General features: G+C 59.8%; 11 protein-coding genes. 5 read left to right on the plus strand and 6 right to left on the minus strand.

Annotated elements, in window-relative coordinates:
• The first annotated feature begins 155 nt into the window (after positions 1-155).
• Positions 156-1,214 (plus strand): GGDEF domain-containing protein, encoded by a 1,059-nt coding sequence (locus tag FO268_RS19915; RefSeq protein WP_150995013.1) that lies wholly within the window; start codon positions 156-158, stop codon positions 1,212-1,214.
• Here the strand turns inward: FO268_RS19915 and FO268_RS19920 are convergent, their stop codons facing one another.
• From FO268_RS19920 to FO268_RS19930, 3 genes are all read right to left on the minus strand, one after another.
• Positions 1,215-4,445 carry an efflux RND transporter permease subunit gene (locus FO268_RS19920; protein WP_150995014.1) on the minus strand — a complete coding sequence of 1,077 codons (3,231 nt, stop codon included), beginning with the start codon at positions 4,443-4,445 and terminating at the stop codon, positions 1,215-1,217.
• The gene (locus FO268_RS19925) at positions 4,442-5,491 is read right to left on the minus strand and encodes an efflux RND transporter periplasmic adaptor subunit (RefSeq protein ID WP_150995015.1); all 1,050 of its coding nucleotides are present in this window, start codon (positions 5,489-5,491) and stop codon (positions 4,442-4,444) included. Before FO268_RS19925 ends, FO268_RS19920 begins: the two co-directional genes overlap by 4 nt.
• A 174-nt stretch (positions 5,492-5,665) precedes the next feature.
• The gene (locus tag FO268_RS19930; RefSeq protein WP_225316905.1) at positions 5,666-7,681 is read right to left on the minus strand and encodes a TonB-dependent receptor domain-containing protein; all 2,016 of its coding nucleotides are present in this window, start codon (positions 7,679-7,681) and stop codon (positions 5,666-5,668) included.
• A gap of 244 nt (positions 7,682-7,925) precedes the next feature.
• Between FO268_RS19930 and gdhA the strand changes: the two genes are divergently transcribed.
• From gdhA to FO268_RS19950, 4 genes are all read left to right on the plus strand, one after another.
• Positions 7,926-9,275, plus strand: a complete 1,350-nt coding sequence (gene gdhA / locus FO268_RS19935) for an NADP-specific glutamate dehydrogenase (RefSeq protein WP_150995016.1) — start codon at positions 7,926-7,928, stop codon at positions 9,273-9,275.
• Positions 9,276-9,282: 7 nt separating this feature from the next.
• Positions 9,283-11,859, plus strand: coding sequence for a PEP/pyruvate-binding domain-containing protein (locus tag FO268_RS19940; protein ID WP_150995017.1), 2,577 nt, complete (start codon positions 9,283-9,285; stop codon positions 11,857-11,859).
• Positions 11,860-11,923: 64 nt separating this feature from the next.
• Complete coding sequence (locus FO268_RS19945; protein ID WP_150995018.1) at positions 11,924-13,195, plus strand: sensor histidine kinase; 1,272 nt, start codon at positions 11,924-11,926, stop codon at positions 13,193-13,195.
• On the plus strand, positions 13,192-13,725 hold the full coding sequence (locus FO268_RS19950; protein ID WP_150995019.1) for a response regulator transcription factor: 534 nt from the start codon (positions 13,192-13,194) through the stop codon (positions 13,723-13,725). The genes FO268_RS19945 and FO268_RS19950 overlap by 4 nt, the downstream gene beginning before the upstream one ends.
• 15 nt (positions 13,726-13,740) lie before the next feature.
• Here the strand turns inward: FO268_RS19950 and FO268_RS19955 are convergent, their stop codons facing one another.
• Genes FO268_RS19955 through FO268_RS19965 form a run of 3 tightly spaced genes read right to left on the minus strand, consistent with a single transcriptional unit; the run spans position 13,741 to position 17,024 of the window.
• Positions 13,741-14,400 (minus strand): energy-coupling factor ABC transporter permease, encoded by a 660-nt coding sequence (locus tag FO268_RS19955; RefSeq protein ID WP_150995020.1) that lies wholly within the window; start codon positions 14,398-14,400, stop codon positions 13,741-13,743.
• On the minus strand, positions 14,324-16,150 hold the full coding sequence (locus tag FO268_RS19960) for a SulP family inorganic anion transporter (protein WP_150995021.1): 1,827 nt from the start codon (positions 16,148-16,150) through the stop codon (positions 14,324-14,326). Before FO268_RS19960 ends, FO268_RS19955 begins: the two co-directional genes overlap by 77 nt.
• A gap of 7 nt (positions 16,151-16,157) precedes the next feature.
• A complete protein-coding gene (locus FO268_RS19965; RefSeq protein ID WP_150995022.1) occupies positions 16,158-17,024 on the minus strand; it encodes an MBL fold metallo-hydrolase in 867 nt (288 codons plus the stop codon).
• Positions 17,025-17,082 lie beyond the last annotated feature (58 nt).

Here is a 17,082-nt window from a genome sequence, read left to right on the forward strand (position 1 = left end):
GTGAGCGCAGTGTCAGGATCCATTAGACTTTAGTCGCAAACCCCATCACTTTTTGTTGAAAATCTGATCTAATTCACATTCCTTGCTTGTGCTCACTTTATCTACACATTCCAGAATCCGGAATCAGCCCGCTCCAGCCGCCACAGACCTAGCGCATGGATAGCTATAAAGACCCCCTGAAAGAACTGGCCCGCCCCTACCGTAAGGCGGTGTTGAAGGCACTGCTGGTGCTGTGCGTCATTGGCGCCATACTGTTCTCGTCCATGAATCTGCTCAAAGGCAGTTACCCGCTTGCCTTCGTAGAGATCGCAATGGGCATTTATTCCCTCATCGTTTACCGGGCCATCCGTCACACCCGGCACCTGGAACGCTGGATCATCGCCTATCTGATCCCTTTCTTCACCGCCATGATGTTCGCCATGGCAACCCCACGGGCGACCTCCTCTGCCCATGCGTGGGTGTTACTGATACCCATTATTTCTCACCTTCTAATGGGCCGACGACTTGGGCTGGCCGTTTCTCTCTTCTACATGAGTGTGGCAGCCGTGATCTTTCTGTTCAGACACCTGGACCGGCCGGAAATGATGCAGGCGCTGCCGATCACCAACATTGCCGTGATCTCCCTTTGCATTCTGGTGTTTTCCCACGTTTACGAAGTGACCCGTGAAACCTCCGAGCGCCAGCTCATGAAACTCGCCCAGACCGATCCGCTGACCAGTCTTGCCAACCGTGCACGGCTCAGTGATGTGTTTGAGCATGAAAAACACCGGGCGCGTCGATACGGCTCGCCGGTCTCTATCCTGGTTCTCGACCTGGATCACTTCAAGAATGTGAACGACGACCACGGCCATGAAACCGGCGATCTGGCGCTGCAACACGTTGCCCGAATTTTCCGGGAATGCCTGCGTGTCACCGACCTGGCCGCCCGCCTGGGCGGCGAGGAATTCGGCGTTCTGCTCAGCAACACCAACAGCCGGCAGGCGCTGGAAGTTGCCGAAAAAATCCGCATGGCTGTCGCGTCCACCCCCCTGCACATCAATAGCAACGTCATTCGCCTGACAATCAGCGGCGGCGTAGCCGAACTTGGAACCGATGGTGACACCCTGCGTGAGCTGGTGCGCGAGGCGGATATCCGTCTCTATAAGGCCAAGGAGGCCGGTCGCAACCGGATTGTGCCGGTTAATTCCCTTTCAGAAGCACCAGCCCGGACCTGATCAGACCCAACGGCAACGCGCCAGGGTGTAATAAAGCAATGGCACCACCACCACGGTAAGCAAGGTGGACATGGCCAGGCCAAAGACCAGGGATATCGCCAGCCCGTTGAAAATCGGATCGTTCAGAATGAAGTAAGCACCCACCATCGCCGAGATGGCCGTCAGGGCGATGGGTTTGATACGTACCGCGCCGGCCAGCACGACCGCTTCATCCACTTTCACGCCCTCCTCGATCAGTTGCCGGATAAATACCACCAGCAGAATCGAATTGCGCACGATAATGCCGGCCAGGGCGATCATTCCGATCATACTGGTGGCGGTGAATTCCCGCCCCAGCAGGGCATGGCCAGGCATGATGCCGATCAGCGTCAAGGGGATGGGCGCCATAATCACCAGGGGCAGAATGTACGACCGGAACTGGGCCACCAACAGCACGAAAATCATGAATACGCCCACGCTATAGGCCGCGCCCATGTCCCGGAAGGTTTCGTAGGTAATCTGCCATTCGCCGTCCCACTTCAGGGTGCCTTTTTCCGGTAATGGCGGCTGGTCAATAAAATACTGCTCCGGCGCTCCCTCCTGCTGGTTCAGACGCTCTACCATGGCAAACATGCCATAGAGCGGCGAATCAATCTCACCGGCCATATCGGCGGTAACGTAGGTCACCGGCAGCAGGTCCTTATGATAGATGGCACCCATCCAGTCCGCTTCCCGCACCTGGGCGATGCTTGCCAGCGAAACCAGGTTTCCATCGCGGCTACGAACCTTGAGAGACAGCAGCACCGATGGCTGGGCCTTGTCGCCTTCGCCCAGGATTACCCGGATCGGAACCGGGTATTTGGCGTGATCATCGTGCAGGAAGCTGACACTGGTGCCGCCAAGGGCCGTCTGCAGAGCACCGACGACCTGAGCCTGGGACACACCAAGCCGCGCCGCCCTGTCCCTGTCCACCACCACTTCCCATTGCCTGGTAGGCGCTTCGAGCGTGGTGTCGATATCCACCAGTCCATTCACGGTGCTCATACCCTCGGCTACAGTGCGTGCAAGCTCTGCCCGACGTGATTCATCCACCGCGTAGATCTCTGCCACCACCGGAGACAACACCGGTGGCCCCGGGGGCACCTCGACAATTTCGACACTGGCACCGTACCGGTCACCAATCTCCGTCAGTGGCGCCCGCAGGGACTGGGCGATGTCGTGGGACGGCCGAACCCGGTTTTCCTCCTGCGTGAGGTTAATCTGGACATCACCGTGGTACGGATCCCCGCGCAGGTAGTACTGGCGCACCAGGCCGTTGAAGTTGATTGGAGAGGCGGTGCCGGCGTAGGTCTGCCAGTTGGCCACTTCGTCCACCGTTTCCAGGTAGGCGCCCATTTCCATCAACACCCGCTGGGTCTGCTCCATGGGGGTACGTTCGGGCATATCCACCACAACCTGCAGCTCGGACTTGTTGTCGAACGGCAGCATTTTCAGAATCACAGCCTGGAACACCGGCAAAGAGCTGGCCGCAAGCGTCAGACCAACCACAGCCAGTGCGAGCAGACGCCGGCGCCACGGATGATCACCGAGGAACGGCCCCAGAACATTGCGGAAAATTCGCAGGGAGAGGGGGCTTACCCCGTCGGCTGAATTAGAAGCCTCATCGGCTTCCGCAGCCAGTTCACCCTTTTTATGGCGGAGCAGGCGAAAGGCCAGCCAGGGCGCTACCACAAAGGCGACGATCTGGGAGAGCACCATACCGGCAGAAGCGTTAATCGGAATCGGGCTCATGTAGGGGCCCATCAGACCGCTGACAAACGCCATGGGGATCAGCGCCGCCATAATGGTGAGGCTGGCCATAATGGTGGGCGTGCCCACCTCATCCACGGCCACCGGGATGATGTCCTTTACCGCGCGCCGGGAGTTCTGGATCCGCCGATTGATGTTCTCGGTGATCACGATGCCGTCGTCCACCAGAATCCCGATGGAGAAAATCAGCGCAAACAGCGAGACTCGATTGAGCGTAAAACCCCATGCCCAGGAAAAGACCAGGGTCAGCAGCAGAGTAATCAGAACCGCGATACCCACAATCAGGGCCTGTCGCCAGCCCATGGCAACGAGCACCAGCAGCACCACACACAGGGTGGCAGAGATCAGGTCGGTAATCAGTTTACGGGCTTTCTGGGAGGCGGTGACGCCGTAGTCACGAGTGACCAGCACCTCCACTGACTCAGGAAGCGCCCGGTTGCGCAGCTGCTCCAGACGCTCTTCAATGGCTGTGGTGATGTTGATGGCATTTTCGCCCGGCTTCTTGGCGATGGCCAGGGTGACGGCCGGGTAAACCTCGCCGGGCTGGCCAGCCATGCTGCTCTCATGCGCCGGTCCGAATCCGGTCATCACACTCTGATCAGCCACGGTGCCGCCCCGGCTGACGTCCGCCACGTCTTCCAGGTACACGGCAGAACCATTGTGCATGCCCACCACCAGGCGCCGGACATCCTCTACTGTTTCGAGAAGCGTTCCTGCCTGCACCGGAATCGATACGGTATCGCGGGTAATCCGGGCCTCCTGGCTGCTGGCATTGGCCGCTGCCAGGGCGTTACGAATGTCGTCGATGGTCAGGTTAAAGCCCGCCAGCAACGCAGGGTCAAAACGGATATCGACACGATCCGGAATGCCGCCGGTGGTGTAGACATCCCTGGTTCCGGGAACCCGTTTCAGGGCGACTTCCAGCATGTGCGCCAGGCGGGTCAGCTCCTCTCCCGTATGCCCGTTCACCGGGTCATAGAGCGTCAGGGTCATCACCGGCACGTCATCGATGCCTTTGGGTTTGATCACCGGCTGGCTTGCGCCGAGGTTGGCCGGCAGCCAGTCCTGGTTCGAATACACCTGGTTATAGAGCCGGACCAGCGCCTCCTGGCGCGGAATGCCCACCTCGAACTGCACGGTGATCACCGCCTGGCCCTGACGGGACACGGAATAGACGTGTTCCACACCCTGGATCTCGCTCATCACCTGCTCGGCAGGCGTCGCTATGGCGCTCTCCACCTCGCGGGTGCTGGCACCCGGGAATGCCACCATGATGTCGGCCATGGTGACATCAATCTGGGGCTCTTCCTCTTTCGGCGTGACCACCACAGCCAGTACGCCCAGAATGATCGCCAGAATGGCGAGCAGAGGGGTGAGGTGATTATTCTGGAAAACCCGGGCAATGGCTCCGGACGGGCCAACCGGCGGCAGGTCCCGGCTCACGGGTTCGCGCCCTCACCGGAGCTGTTAACCGGATTCAATCGATCACTGCCAACCAGCGCCGACGGGTTGGTGACCACACGTTCGCCTTCGCCGAGGCCCGCCAGGATCTCGAGCCTGTCGTTATCCCGCACTCCGGTGCGTACCTGGCGAAGCCGGGGCCGATTCTCTTTATTCAGTACGAACACCGCCCGCAACTCGCTGCGCTGAATCAGACTGCTGGCCGGCACCCAGAGAGCTTCGCGACTGGCAACAGGAACGCCGACTTTCACAAGCATGCCCGGAAACAGGGAGCCGTTGGGTTCACTCAGACGCATCCGCAGGCGGAAGGTGTGGGTTTGCGGGTTTGCATAGGGGTAGAACGTCATCTCGCCGGTCTCGAGTACCCGCCCATCGGCCAGGGTTACCTCAGCCTGGCGCTCGGTGCGCGCCAGATCCGCGTACTTCTGTGGCAGGTCCACCACCACCCGAAGCTGCTCCAGGGATAGTCCGCTCAGCAGCGGCTGGCCGGGGTTTACCGACTCCCCCACCTCCACGTGACGTTCGGTGAGGATACCGCCGTAAGGGGCCATTACACGGGTATAGGAGAGCTGTTCCCGGGCCTCGGAAACCGCTGCACCGGCACGCTCAACCCTCGCTCGGGCGGCGGCGAGAGTATTACGGGCCTGGTCGAACTCCTGCCGGGACACCAGACCCCGCTCGTGAACCGCTTCAATGCGTTCGAACCGCTGTTTCGCATCCGACAGCGCCGCCTCGGCCTCTTCCAGACCGGCCTGGGCCTGGCGTAACCGGGAGCGCTGTTCGCTATCTTCCAACTGGACAATCAGATCGCCAGCAGCAACCGAGTCATCGACATCGTAGGGAAGGCGCTGAACCGTCCCGCTGGTCTGGGCAGAGACGGTGCTCTGCTGAACAGCTTCAATAACACCATCCAGGTGGACCGTCTCATGAAACGACCGGCGCTCGACAGTTTCAAAGGCAGGTTGCGCGGCGGCCAGTGCAGGCACCAGAAACAACAACGTAACGAAAAGGCGACCCGGATAGCGCATGCCTACCTCTAAAAAAAGTTATAAGGTTATTCTCCCAATCAATCAAAGTTTAACAGGCAGACAGGTGACTTACATTGAGCCCGGACAAAAAAGCCCCGGGTGACGGAGTTGGTTCCACCCGGGGCACAGTGTCACCCGCCAGCTATGAGAAGCGGGTAACCGCCATAAACGGATTTACCACCTGGCCGTCAGAGCGGCACGCAAGGTCCGGCCGGGCTCATTCACCCGCACGGCTTCCGGATTGAAGGGGTCTGTGTTGGCGCGGCTGACGTGGGGTGCCCAGGTGTTATCGAACAGGTTGTCCACTGCCCAGCTCAGGCTGAGGTAGTCCGCCACCGGGTGGCTACCGGACAGGTTCAGCACCCCATAGCCTGGTGAAGTACCGGCATCCTGGCCCGACTCCAGATCCACGCGGTCCTGCCGGCGGGCGAGCACCCATTCCAGTTCAACCCCATGGCCCCTATGCTGCCAACCAAGGGTCTGGATGAACTGCACAGGTGGAATCTGAGGCAATGCCTTATCATCGTCCCGGTTCTCGCCCCGCACAGACGCCAGGCTGCTGTTGGTGCTCCAGGTGCCATTGCTCCATCCGAGCTGCCCCTCAACACCCATCAGCCGGGCATCGATATTGCGGTAGACGCTGACCCCATCCGCGTTTCGGGTGCGAAGTACAAAATCATCGACCTGATCAATCCACACGGCGGGGCGCCAGTGCCACCCATTGCTCCGTCCGGGCAATGCCAGCTCCAGCTTATGATGTACCTCGGCGTCCAGACCAGGATTACCCACCCAGCGCTTCGAGGGGTCCATGTTATTCCAGTTGGCGATGTAACGCTCGGTCACCCCCGGGCTCCGCACACTGTGGCTCGCGGTAACCACCATCGACTGTATGGGAGAGAGACGCCAGTTGCTGCTGACAAAGCCACTGACGTTATCATCGTTAACATCGGTCTCGGTGGTGCCGTATACGCTCTGGTAGGCGTCGGCCGCTGACATGGCCATCATGCCACTACCGAACACCTTGTCAGCCGTCGCTGCGGACATTTCCACGCGGTCATAGCGTACGCCCCCGCCCAGCTGCAACGTTGGCGTTACCCGATAGAAGCGTTCGGCGAAGAGTCCGAAACGGTCCCGGTCCACGTCGGGCCAGAGTACCGAGGTGAGCACATCGAGATTCGCTCCGCCAAACCGTTCGGCGTGCCAGTTATTGGTTTCAACATCCGCGCCAATGGCCCAGTCCGTTCTGGTGTCCGGGCTCTGGTCCAGGGTCAACCGAAGGCCCCGGGTGTCAGCCTCGGAAGCCGTAAGCATTTTCATTGAGGCATCTCGAAGACTGAAGTTATCCATGAGGTGGTCGACATTGGCCTGCCAGGCCAGCAGGTTCCAGTCGCCATCCGCCACCGGTGACCCGAGTTCCAGGCGCAGGATATCGGTATCGGTTTCCGGCGCGTCCATGCCTGAGCCCGCGTATTTCACATCCCGTTCTTCCTGACGGCTCACCAGCCCTTTGATATAGAAACCGTTGTCTGCCTTCCAGGCCGCATCCAGGCGAGCTTCCGAGTTCTTGTAGGCGCTGCGGACCTCATCGCCGTCGCCGTCCTCGTAATCCTCGGCCTCATCGTACCCGCCCGCGAGCCTGAGCCAGGCGCTATCGTTGCCAACAGCCGCGCTCCCGTTAATCAGCCTGCCATCGCCATTGTCAGCACCGGCAACCGTCACGTGGCCCGTCGTATTGGAGCCGTTGAAGGCCGGGGCCGCAGTGGTTGCGACCACCTGCCCGCCTGTTATCGGGCCCCAGCGCAGGGTCTGGTTACTGGTGCGCACCTCCAGCACCGGCGCCAGTGCCACACTCAGGCGACTGGTTGGCGGGTCCATACGGTTGGGGCAGGCTCCCTCCACCCGGATACCATCCAGCAGCACGTCCACACGTTCCTGGCTCTGGCCCCGAACCACCGGCTCCAGGCCGCGTCCACCCATACGGGAAAGCGACACCGCGGGGTTAGCAGACAAGCGCTCGACGGGCTCGGTCGTTACCGCCGCCTTGTTCAGCCGGGCAATCTCCGCTGAACGACCCTCGGTCACCCGGATCAACAGTTGGTCCGCTGGTTCGGTTTCTGCCTGAACGAACGGGATAAAGGCACAACCGGCCAGGCTCAGGCCGATACAACGAGCCAGATATCTGATTACCATTTCGAGGGGGTCCTTATGGCTGCATGAGTCACTGCATAGTCGGTTCGACAGGTACAATTGTATGGCGCCGCCCCGACCGTGGCTTGAGACACAATGCCGCACCCCTTTAGGAGTATTTCCGGTACATCAAAATATTTAAGCCGCTTGCCAAAATACGCACCCCTGTGGTGGAATCATTACCCTTTTCCTTGTGCAGCCGCCGTTCTACGGCGCTCAATACGCGTATTCCGAGGGCTTAACCCATATGACTGCAAAACTTGATGAAAAGCTGGAACCCATCTTCCAGGACGTACTGCATCGCAACCCGGGTGAAAGTGAATTTCACCAGGCTGTCCATGAAGTTCTGGAGACGCTTGGCCCTGTGCTGGTGAAGTACCCCGAATTTGCCGACAAGAAAATCATCCAGCGCATCTGTGAGCCCGAGCGCCAGATCATTTTCCGGGTACCCTGGCAGGACGACAGCGGCGAGATCCACATCAACCGTGCCTTCCGTGTCGAGTTCAACAGCGCCCTGGGGCCTTATAAGGGCGGCATGCGCTTTCACCCGTCGGTTTACCTGGGCATCATCAAGTTCCTGGGTTTCGAACAGATCTTCAAGAACGCTCTCACCGGCCTGCCTATCGGCGGCGGCAAAGGCGGCAGCGACTTCGATCCCAAGGGCCGGTCAGATGACGAAATCATGCGTTTCTGCCAGAGCCTGATGACGGAACTCTATCGCCACCTGGGCGAATACACCGATGTTCCTGCCGGCGACATTGGCGTAGGGGGCCGTGAGATCGGCTACCTGTTCGGTCAATACAAGCGCATCACCAATCGTTACGAGTCGGGCGTGCTGACAGGCAAAGGACTGGAATGGGGTGGTAGCTGCGCACGCACCGAAGCCACCGGGTACGGCACGGTTTTCTTCACCCACGAAATGCTCAAGGCCCGGGGCGATTCTCTTGACGGCAAAACCGTGGTTGTTTCCGGCTCCGGTAACGTCGCCATCTACGCCATCGAAAAGGCTCACGAACTGGGTGCCAAGGTGATCGCCTGCTCTGACTCCGGCGGCATGATCGTGCACGAGAAAGGCATCGACCTGCAGACTCTCCGGCGCATCAAGGAAGTGGAACGTCGGCGCATCAGCACCTACACCGAGTTCCACAAGGATGCGAACTATGTAAAGGGCGGTAATATCTGGACTGTTCCCTGCGACGTGGCCCTTCCCTGCGCCACCCAGAACGAACTCAATGGCAAAGACGCCAAGACTCTCGTTGAAAACGGTTGTATTGCCGTCGCCGAAGGCGCCAACATGCCCACCACGCCAGAAGGCATTGATATTTTTCAGAATGCGAAACTGGCCTATGGCCCCGGCAAGGCTGCCAACGCTGGTGGTGTGGCCACCTCAGCGCTGGAAATGCAACAGAATGCCAGCCGGGACCGTTGGACCTTTGATCATACCCAGAGGCGGCTTGAGGAAATCATGATTGATATCCACAAGAACTGTTATGAAACCGCCGCTGAGTTCGGCTCCGAAGGCAACTACGTACTGGGCGCCAACGTGGCCGGGTTCCTCAGGGTTGCCAGAGCAATGAACGCAATGGGCGTTATCTGATCCGGCCATGAGCAGCGACGAGCCTCTCCAGTCCGCAGACCGGGTATCCACCGGCCTGACCGGGCTGGATGAGGTTCTTGATGGCTTACGCATTGGCGATAACGTGGTCTGGCGGGTGTCTGATCTCAATGACTATCGCCGGTTCGTACATCCCTTCCTGAACGCTGCCGCCGATACCGGCCGGCAGATCATTTACCTTCGCTTTGGCGAGCACCCGCCCATTATCGAACAGCACCCGGCGGTCCGCACCATCGAGATTGATGCGCTGGGAGGCTTTGAAAGCTTTACCAGCAGAGTCTGGCACCTGATCGAACAGCACGGACGGGGCGCCTTTTACGTGTGTGACAGCCTCAGCGAGCTGCTGAACGCCTGGGCCACCGATACCATGGTGGGCAATTTCTTTCGGGTGGTGTGCCCGTTTCTGTTTGAGCTGGATACCGTGGCCTGGTTTGCGCTGCATCCGGACCGACACTCCCGCATGACGCTGGACCGTATCCGCGAAACAACACAGGTCATGATTGACGTCCATCGCCACGGCGACAATGTCCAGATCCACCCCATAAAGGCCTGGCGCCGGCAATCACCCACCATGTTTCTCCCCCACCGGGAACACGAGGGCAGATTCGACCCCATTACTGACAGCAGCGACGCCACCCGGCTACAGGCCAGCCTCGAACTGGAACACCTGCACCGGCAGCCGCTGCTGGACTACTGGGACCGCCTGTTCCAGGAAGCCAGCCGGGCGATCTCTGAACAGGATGAAGGCTGCATTGCCGACTTACAGGAGCAGGTGCTGCAGGTAATGATCAGCAGGGACTCGCAGATACTGGCACTGGCACGGCGCTACCTGTCGCTGGAAGACCTGCTCAGTATCCGCGCCCGGCTGGTGGGTAGCGGCTACATCGGTGGCAAGGCGACCGGCATGTTGCTGGCCCGGAACATTCTGCTTAAGGAAGCGCCGGAATTGTGGCAGCAGCATCTGGAGCCCCATGATTCCAGTTATCTCGGCACCGACGCTTACTACGCTTTCCTGGTGCACAACGGGCTGTGGCCCTCGACCATGCGCCAGCGGTCTGAAGCAGGCTACCTGACCGAGGCTCCAGCCCTGAGAGAGGGCATATTGGCCGGCCAGTTCCCCGATGAAATCCGTAGCGAACTGGAGCGGCTGCTGGATCATTATGGCCAGTACCCGATCCTGGTACGGTCATCAAGCCTCCAGGAAGATGGTTTCGGCAACGCCTTTGCCGGAAAGTACGAGAGCGTCTTCCTGGTCAATCAGGGGGCGCCCGAGCAACGCCTGACGGCTCTCGAAGATGCCATTCGTAAGGTCTATGCGTCCTCCATGAGTGAAGATGCCCTGCGCTACCGCAAACAACGGGGGCTGGATCAACGGGAAGAGCCCATGGCATTGCTGATCCAGCGCGTCAATGGCCGCTTCCATGGCCGTTACTATCTGCCGGATGCGGCAGGTGTAGGCGTATCCCGCAACACCTTCGCCTGGGACCATACGATGGACCCCAAAGCCGGCATGGTGAGGATGGTCATGGGGCTTGGAACGCGGGCGGTGGACCGGATAGAAGGAGATCACGCCTGTGTCATGGCCCTGGATCAACCCACCCGGCAGCCCTTCCGCAACCAGGATGAATCCTACCGTGACTCCCAGCATCTGGTCGATCTGCTGGACCTGCAAGAGGGTACGCTGGATACCCGGCCCCTGAGCCAGCTTTTGGAAACCACAACCGAACTGCCCATGGCACACCTCGCGGAAGTCGACCGGGCGGCCACCACCCGTGCCGAACAGATCGGGCTGAAAGGCGCTGTCTGGCGCCTGACTTTCCGGCCGCTAGTACAACAAGGGCCGTTCATTTCAAGGCTTTCCAGCCTGTTGCAAACACTTGAGGCCGGCTACCAACATCCGGTCGATGTGGAATTCACCCTGCACCTCGACGACGAGGGCGACCCCTCCTTCAACCTTGTGCAATGCCGCCCCCTGGCCACGATAGGCGAGACCGGGCCGGTGGAACTTCCGGACAATGTGCCGCAGGACCAGCTTCTTTTTAGCACGGAGGGCCACTTTATGGGCGGCAACATCAACCTGTCCATCCAGCGGGTGATCCGGGTGGATGCGACCGTTTACGGGGAGCTCAACACCAGCCAGCGCTATGAGGTGGCCCGCCTGATAGGTGAGCACGTCCGGTCCGCCAATATGCCAACCCTGCTGATCGGGCCCGGCCGGTGGGGTACCAGCAGCCCGGAACTGGGCGTGCCGGTTCGTTTCTCCGATATTTCCGGTGTCGCCGCTCTCGTTGAAGTGTCGGAAAAAGCAGGCCACATGGTGCCGGACCTGTCCTATGGCTCCCACTTTTTCCAGGATCTGGTGGAAACCGGCATTGCCTACGCCGCCCTGTTTCCCGAAAACAGCCACTGCCGGTATTTCCCGGAGCATCTGACCGCCACACCCGCTGTCGCAAAGTCACCACCCACACCCGCCACCGCGGTTGAGGTTCATGACTTCAGCCACCGGCCACTTCAATTGCGGGGCGATATTATCCGCCAGCGACTGGTCTGTTACTTCCCCGATTGACCCCCGGCAATCAGACACGCGATTTCCCCACCGCTTACCGGCCTCTGCTGATAGAATCCCGTCCATGGAATGGCTCACCCAATCTCAGACCGGTTTTCAACAGGCGGCCCGCTATCTGCTGGGGATGCGGCTGACCCTTGTTGCTCTTCAACTGATGACGGCCGCCGTTGCCGAAACCATGGTTTCCCTGGCGCACCGGGCCGAGGCCCTGATACTGAGCCTGGTGTATGCCGTTGTAGCAACACTGGGCTGGCTATGGTTTACCCGGCGGCCGCCCCGCTCCACCGCGACGGTCAGCCTGGCTCTAGCCATCGACCTGCTGCTGATTGGCGCCTGGCTTTACTTCACCGGTGGTTATACCAACCCGCTGGTTTCACTACTGTTGCTGCCGATCGCAGTAGCTATCATCCTGGTGCCACTGGGCCATAGCATTGCCATAACCATTGCCGGCGTGGCGATCTACACCTCTCTGGTGCTCTGGCATACGCCGCTTACCCATGAACATCACAGCGCAAATCTGGCGCAGTTGCACCTGGTGGGCATGTGGGTGACCTTCGCGATTACGGCCGTCATCCTGCTGCTTGTGGTTGGTGCGCTTGCCCGCCGTCTGCGTCTGCAACAGTCACAGCTGGCACAGATACGGGAGACCCGCCTGCGGGATGAGCAGATCATCGCCCTGGGGCTTTCCTCTGCCGCCGTAGCCCACCGCCTGGGCACCCCGCTGAACACCATGGCCCTGCTGGTGGAGGAGATGAAATCCGCAGCACCGGGCAGCGACTCCCTTGCGGAGGACCTCAGGCTGATGGAAAACCAACTGACTCTGTGCAGTGGACATCTTCAACAACTGACCAGCGCCGCCGTGCAGGCCAGAACCGCGCAACTGGAAACCCTGCCGGCCCGACGCTGGATCATGCGGTTGAGGGAGTCCGCCACCCTGCTCTGGCCCGGGGCGATCATTGACTGGCAACAGCCGTTTCCCGACGGCCCGGTGGCAGTGGACACCACGCTTGACCAGGCCATCCTTAACCTGCTTGCCAATGCCGTAGCCGCCAGCCCGTCCTGGGTTGCCATCAGCGCTCGTGATGGCGCCGAAGGGTGGCTTGAGGTGATTGTGGAGGACCACGGCGATGGACTGGAGACCGCCCTCGGGGGCGCACTCGGCGAACAAGTGGTGAGTTCCGAAAATGGTCTCGGGGTTGGCCTGTTTCTCTCTAATGCCACCATCCAGCGGCTCGGGGGAACCCTGAAAGCCCGCGTTACCGCACAGGGCACAACCATGATTATCGCTCTGCCGATTGCAACCGGTAACAGCAATCACAAAGGAGACTATGCGTGAGCGAGCAATCTCTCTGGCTTCTTGTGGATGATGACGATGCCTTCCTGCAGGTTCTTCAACGCTCGCTCGGCCGCCAGGGCATAGAATCGCGTCTGGCGCGGAACCAGCAGGAGGCCAGAGAGGCGCTGGCCGCAGGCAACGTTCATCGCTGTGTTCTGGATCTGAACCTGGCGGGGGAAAGCGGCCTGCAGCTGCTACCGGAGCTTCTGGACATAAACCCGGAACTGGAGGTCCTCGTACTGACGGGGTACGGCAGCATTGCCACGGCTGTCGAAGCCATGCGCCGCGGCGCTGTGAACTACCTGTGTAAACCGGTGACGGTCAGTCAATTACTGGCAAGTTTCGAGCCGCTCGAAGTTCCGCCGAACCTCAGGAACGCGCCTCCCTCGGTGGAGGAAATGGAGTGGGAGCATATCCAGCGAATTCTCAACGACAACGATGGTAACGTGTCCGCCACCGCCCGGGCCCTGAACATGCACCGTCGGACACTGCAGCGAAAGCTGCAGAAACACTCCCACTGGCGAAACTAGCCGGCTACCTGCCGCTCAACGGTAGCGACTCTGATCAAGCGTCTTCAACCGGTCCGGATGGAACACCATCAGCCCGGTGACGAAGGTGCCGTTCACAAACCCCTCTGGAAGCATGAACAGAGGCAGGTACCGCAGATACTCGTGGATCAGCTCACCAAACGTATATACACCGGCGGACCACAGCATCAGGCACATCACCACACCGGCTACGGCAACAGAAATACCAGCCCCGAAAAAACCACAGAAAAAGATATAGGCAAAAAAATTCCTGAAATTGCGCTTCCGCTCCCAACGCATGATGCCGTGGCTGACAAGAGCCGGCACCATCACCGTTACCAGCCCGTTGGCGGCGAAGGCGATCAGCGGTTCACGCCCGGTAATCACCGTTATCACCAACGCCAGAAGCCCGCACAGCACCGCCAGCCGCCATCCCAGCATCAGGGTGATCAGCGTGATACCAAATATATGAATGGACAGCCCGGGAGAGATCCCTGCCCTTAACTGCCAGATAAACCCCAGGGCCACAGCGGCACCGAAGAAGGAATGTTGCAGGGCCTGGTCGCGGCGGAATTCCGACCAATTGGTGCCCCGTACAGCATTAACCAGGACCGCCAGGAAGATCAGCCCTGTGATGATCAGCTGGCTGGCAGAGAGCAGGTTCTCTGTCATTCCCATAGTGTCGATGCTCCGATTCAGATCGTCGGGCCGCCGATTCAGGGGACTTGGTCAGCACCTTCCAGGCCTCGTAGGCACTCAGAAAGACCTGTCCGCCAAGGTTCGCCAACAGCTCAGTGCCGCCGAGGCGATCCATAACAGGGCCCTTTACGTCTGAAAGATGCAGGCAGACACCTGCATCCGTCAACCGCTCGTTGATCGCTTCCAGACTTTCAAGAGCGGAGGCGTCCACCTGATTGACCGCTGTGCATACCAGCACCAGGTCCTGCAGTTCCGGCTGCCGCGTCACCAGGTCCATTACGGTTTCTTCCAGAAAACGGGCATTGGCAAAATAAAGGCTTTCGTCCACCCGCAGGAAAGTCACTTTCGGACACAGCTCCACCTGATGGCGAAGCACGTTCCGAAAGTGTTCAGTGCCCGGTACGCGACCAACTACTGCACTGTGGGGACGGCTTGTCCGGTACAGGAACAGGCCGATGGACAGTGCCACGCCTGCCACGATACCGGCCTCCACGCTGTAAAACAGTGTCAGCAGAATAGTAGCCAGCATGGCGCCGAAATCGGAGCGGGAATAGCGCCAGGTGCGGACCAGGGCCGGCAGATCAATCAATGTGGCAACAGCCACGATGATGGTGGCTGCCAGGGTTGCCACTGGCAGGTAGGCAATGGCGGGGGTCAGAAACAGAGTCGCGAGGGCAATACCAACGGCCGTGAACAGGCCTGCAGCCGGGGTTTCGGCACCGGCATCAAAATTCACCACAGAACGGGAGAAGCCACCCGTAACCGGCATCCCCCCGGAGAAGCCCGCCCCCAGGTTCGCGGCACCAAGGCCAATCAGTTCCTGATCCGGGTCAATACGCTGGCGCCGTTTTGCGGCCAGTGTCTGGCCAACCGACACCGATTCGACAAACCCGACAACACTGATCAGCAGCGCTCCCACCGCCAGCTGTTTCCAGAGCGACAGCTCCAGCGGTGGCAGGGTGAATTCCGGCAGCCCCCGGGGAATTTCCCCGACCACATCCATACCCCTGGCGTCCAGTCCCAGCCACCAGGCCAGCAGGGTGGAGACAAATACCGCAAGAATGGGGGCTGTCTTGGTGAGGATATCCGCCATTCTCGCTCCCAGGCCCAGGCGCCTGAGCAGGGGTTTGAGCTTTTTGCGGGACAGTACAAGAAACAGCAGCGCGCCGATCCCCACCAACAGGGTGGGCAGGTGGGTATCGCCCAGATTCGCCAACAGTGACGACCCAATCTCCAGAAGGTTATGGCCAGAGGCCTCCACCCCAAGGATATGTTTCAGCTGACTGGCTGCAATCACCAACCCGGAGGCCGTGATAAAACCCGAAATCACCGGATGGCTGAGAAAATTGGCGAGGAACCCCAGCCTCAGCACACCCATCAGAAAAAGCATCAGCCCGGACATCACCCCCAGCAACACCGCCCCGGCGACATACGCGGGGCTGCCGGCCTCGGCAATCGGAGCAAGCGCTGCTGCCGTCATCAGAGCAATCACGGCCACTGGGCCCACGGACAGTGTGCGGCTGGTTCCGAACAGGGCGTAGAGCGCCAGCGGCAGGATGCTGGCGTACAAGCCCACCTGGGCAGGCAACCCGGCCAGCAGGGCATAAGCCAGGGACTGGGGGATCAGCATAACCGTAACGATGACGGCCGCCACCAGATCGCTGACGGCGTGCTCGCGCCGATAGGTGGGCAGCCAACCCAGGAAAGGCAGGTACTGTTTCAGTTTCATCCGTACCTCAGAACAGGTTGACGGGTACTTTCAGATAAACCTGACCGTTGTCTTCCGCCGGAGGCATATGCCCTGCCCGCATGTTCACCTGTACGGACGGCAATATCAGCCGTGGCATATCCAGGGTGGCATCACGCTCGGTGCGCATTTTCACAAAATCATCCTCAGAGATGCCTTCGTGCACATGAATGTTGTTGCGGCGCTGCTCCGCCACCGTGGTCATATGCTGGAACTCTTCCCGCTCGGGGGCCTTGTAGTCGTGGCACAGGAAAATACGGGTCTCCGGTGGTAACGCCAGAACCTTCTGGATTGAGTGATACAGCGTGCGGGCATTGCCACCGGGAAAATCACACCGTGCCGTTCCGTAGTCCGGCATGAACAGGGTATCCCCTACAAAGGCCGCATCTCCAATCACGTAGGTCAGGCAGGCCGGGGTGTGGCCCGGCGTGTGCAGCACCCGCCCTTCCAGATTACCGATCCGGAAGCTGTCACCTTCTTTAAACAGGGCATCAAACTGGCTGCCGTCGCGGGCGAATTCGGTACCGGCATTGAATGCCTTGCCGAAAATCTCCTGCACCTCAACGATGTGGGCACCAATGCCGGTTTTGCCACCAAGCTCCGTGTGCAGGTAGGGCGCTGCAGACAGGTGGTCCGCATGAACGTGGGTCTCAATGATCCACTCCACCTTGAGATCCTTCTTCCGGATATAGTCGATAATCTCATTGGCAGAACGTACATCGGTCTTTCCTGCGGCATAGTCAAAATCGAGAACGGAATCGATGATGGCGCAGGCATTGCTGTCGGGATCACTGACAACATAGCTGAATGTATTGGTGGGTTCGTCAAAAAAGTGCTGGACGAGTGGATTGGTCATAATACTCATCTCCCGGTCATTCATATTTAGTTCTAAGCATATACTAAAATGAAATATA

This window comes from Marinobacter denitrificans, from assembly GCF_008795955.1.
In the GTDB taxonomy this organism is placed as follows: domain Bacteria; phylum Pseudomonadota; class Gammaproteobacteria; order Pseudomonadales; family Oleiphilaceae; genus Marinobacter; species Marinobacter denitrificans.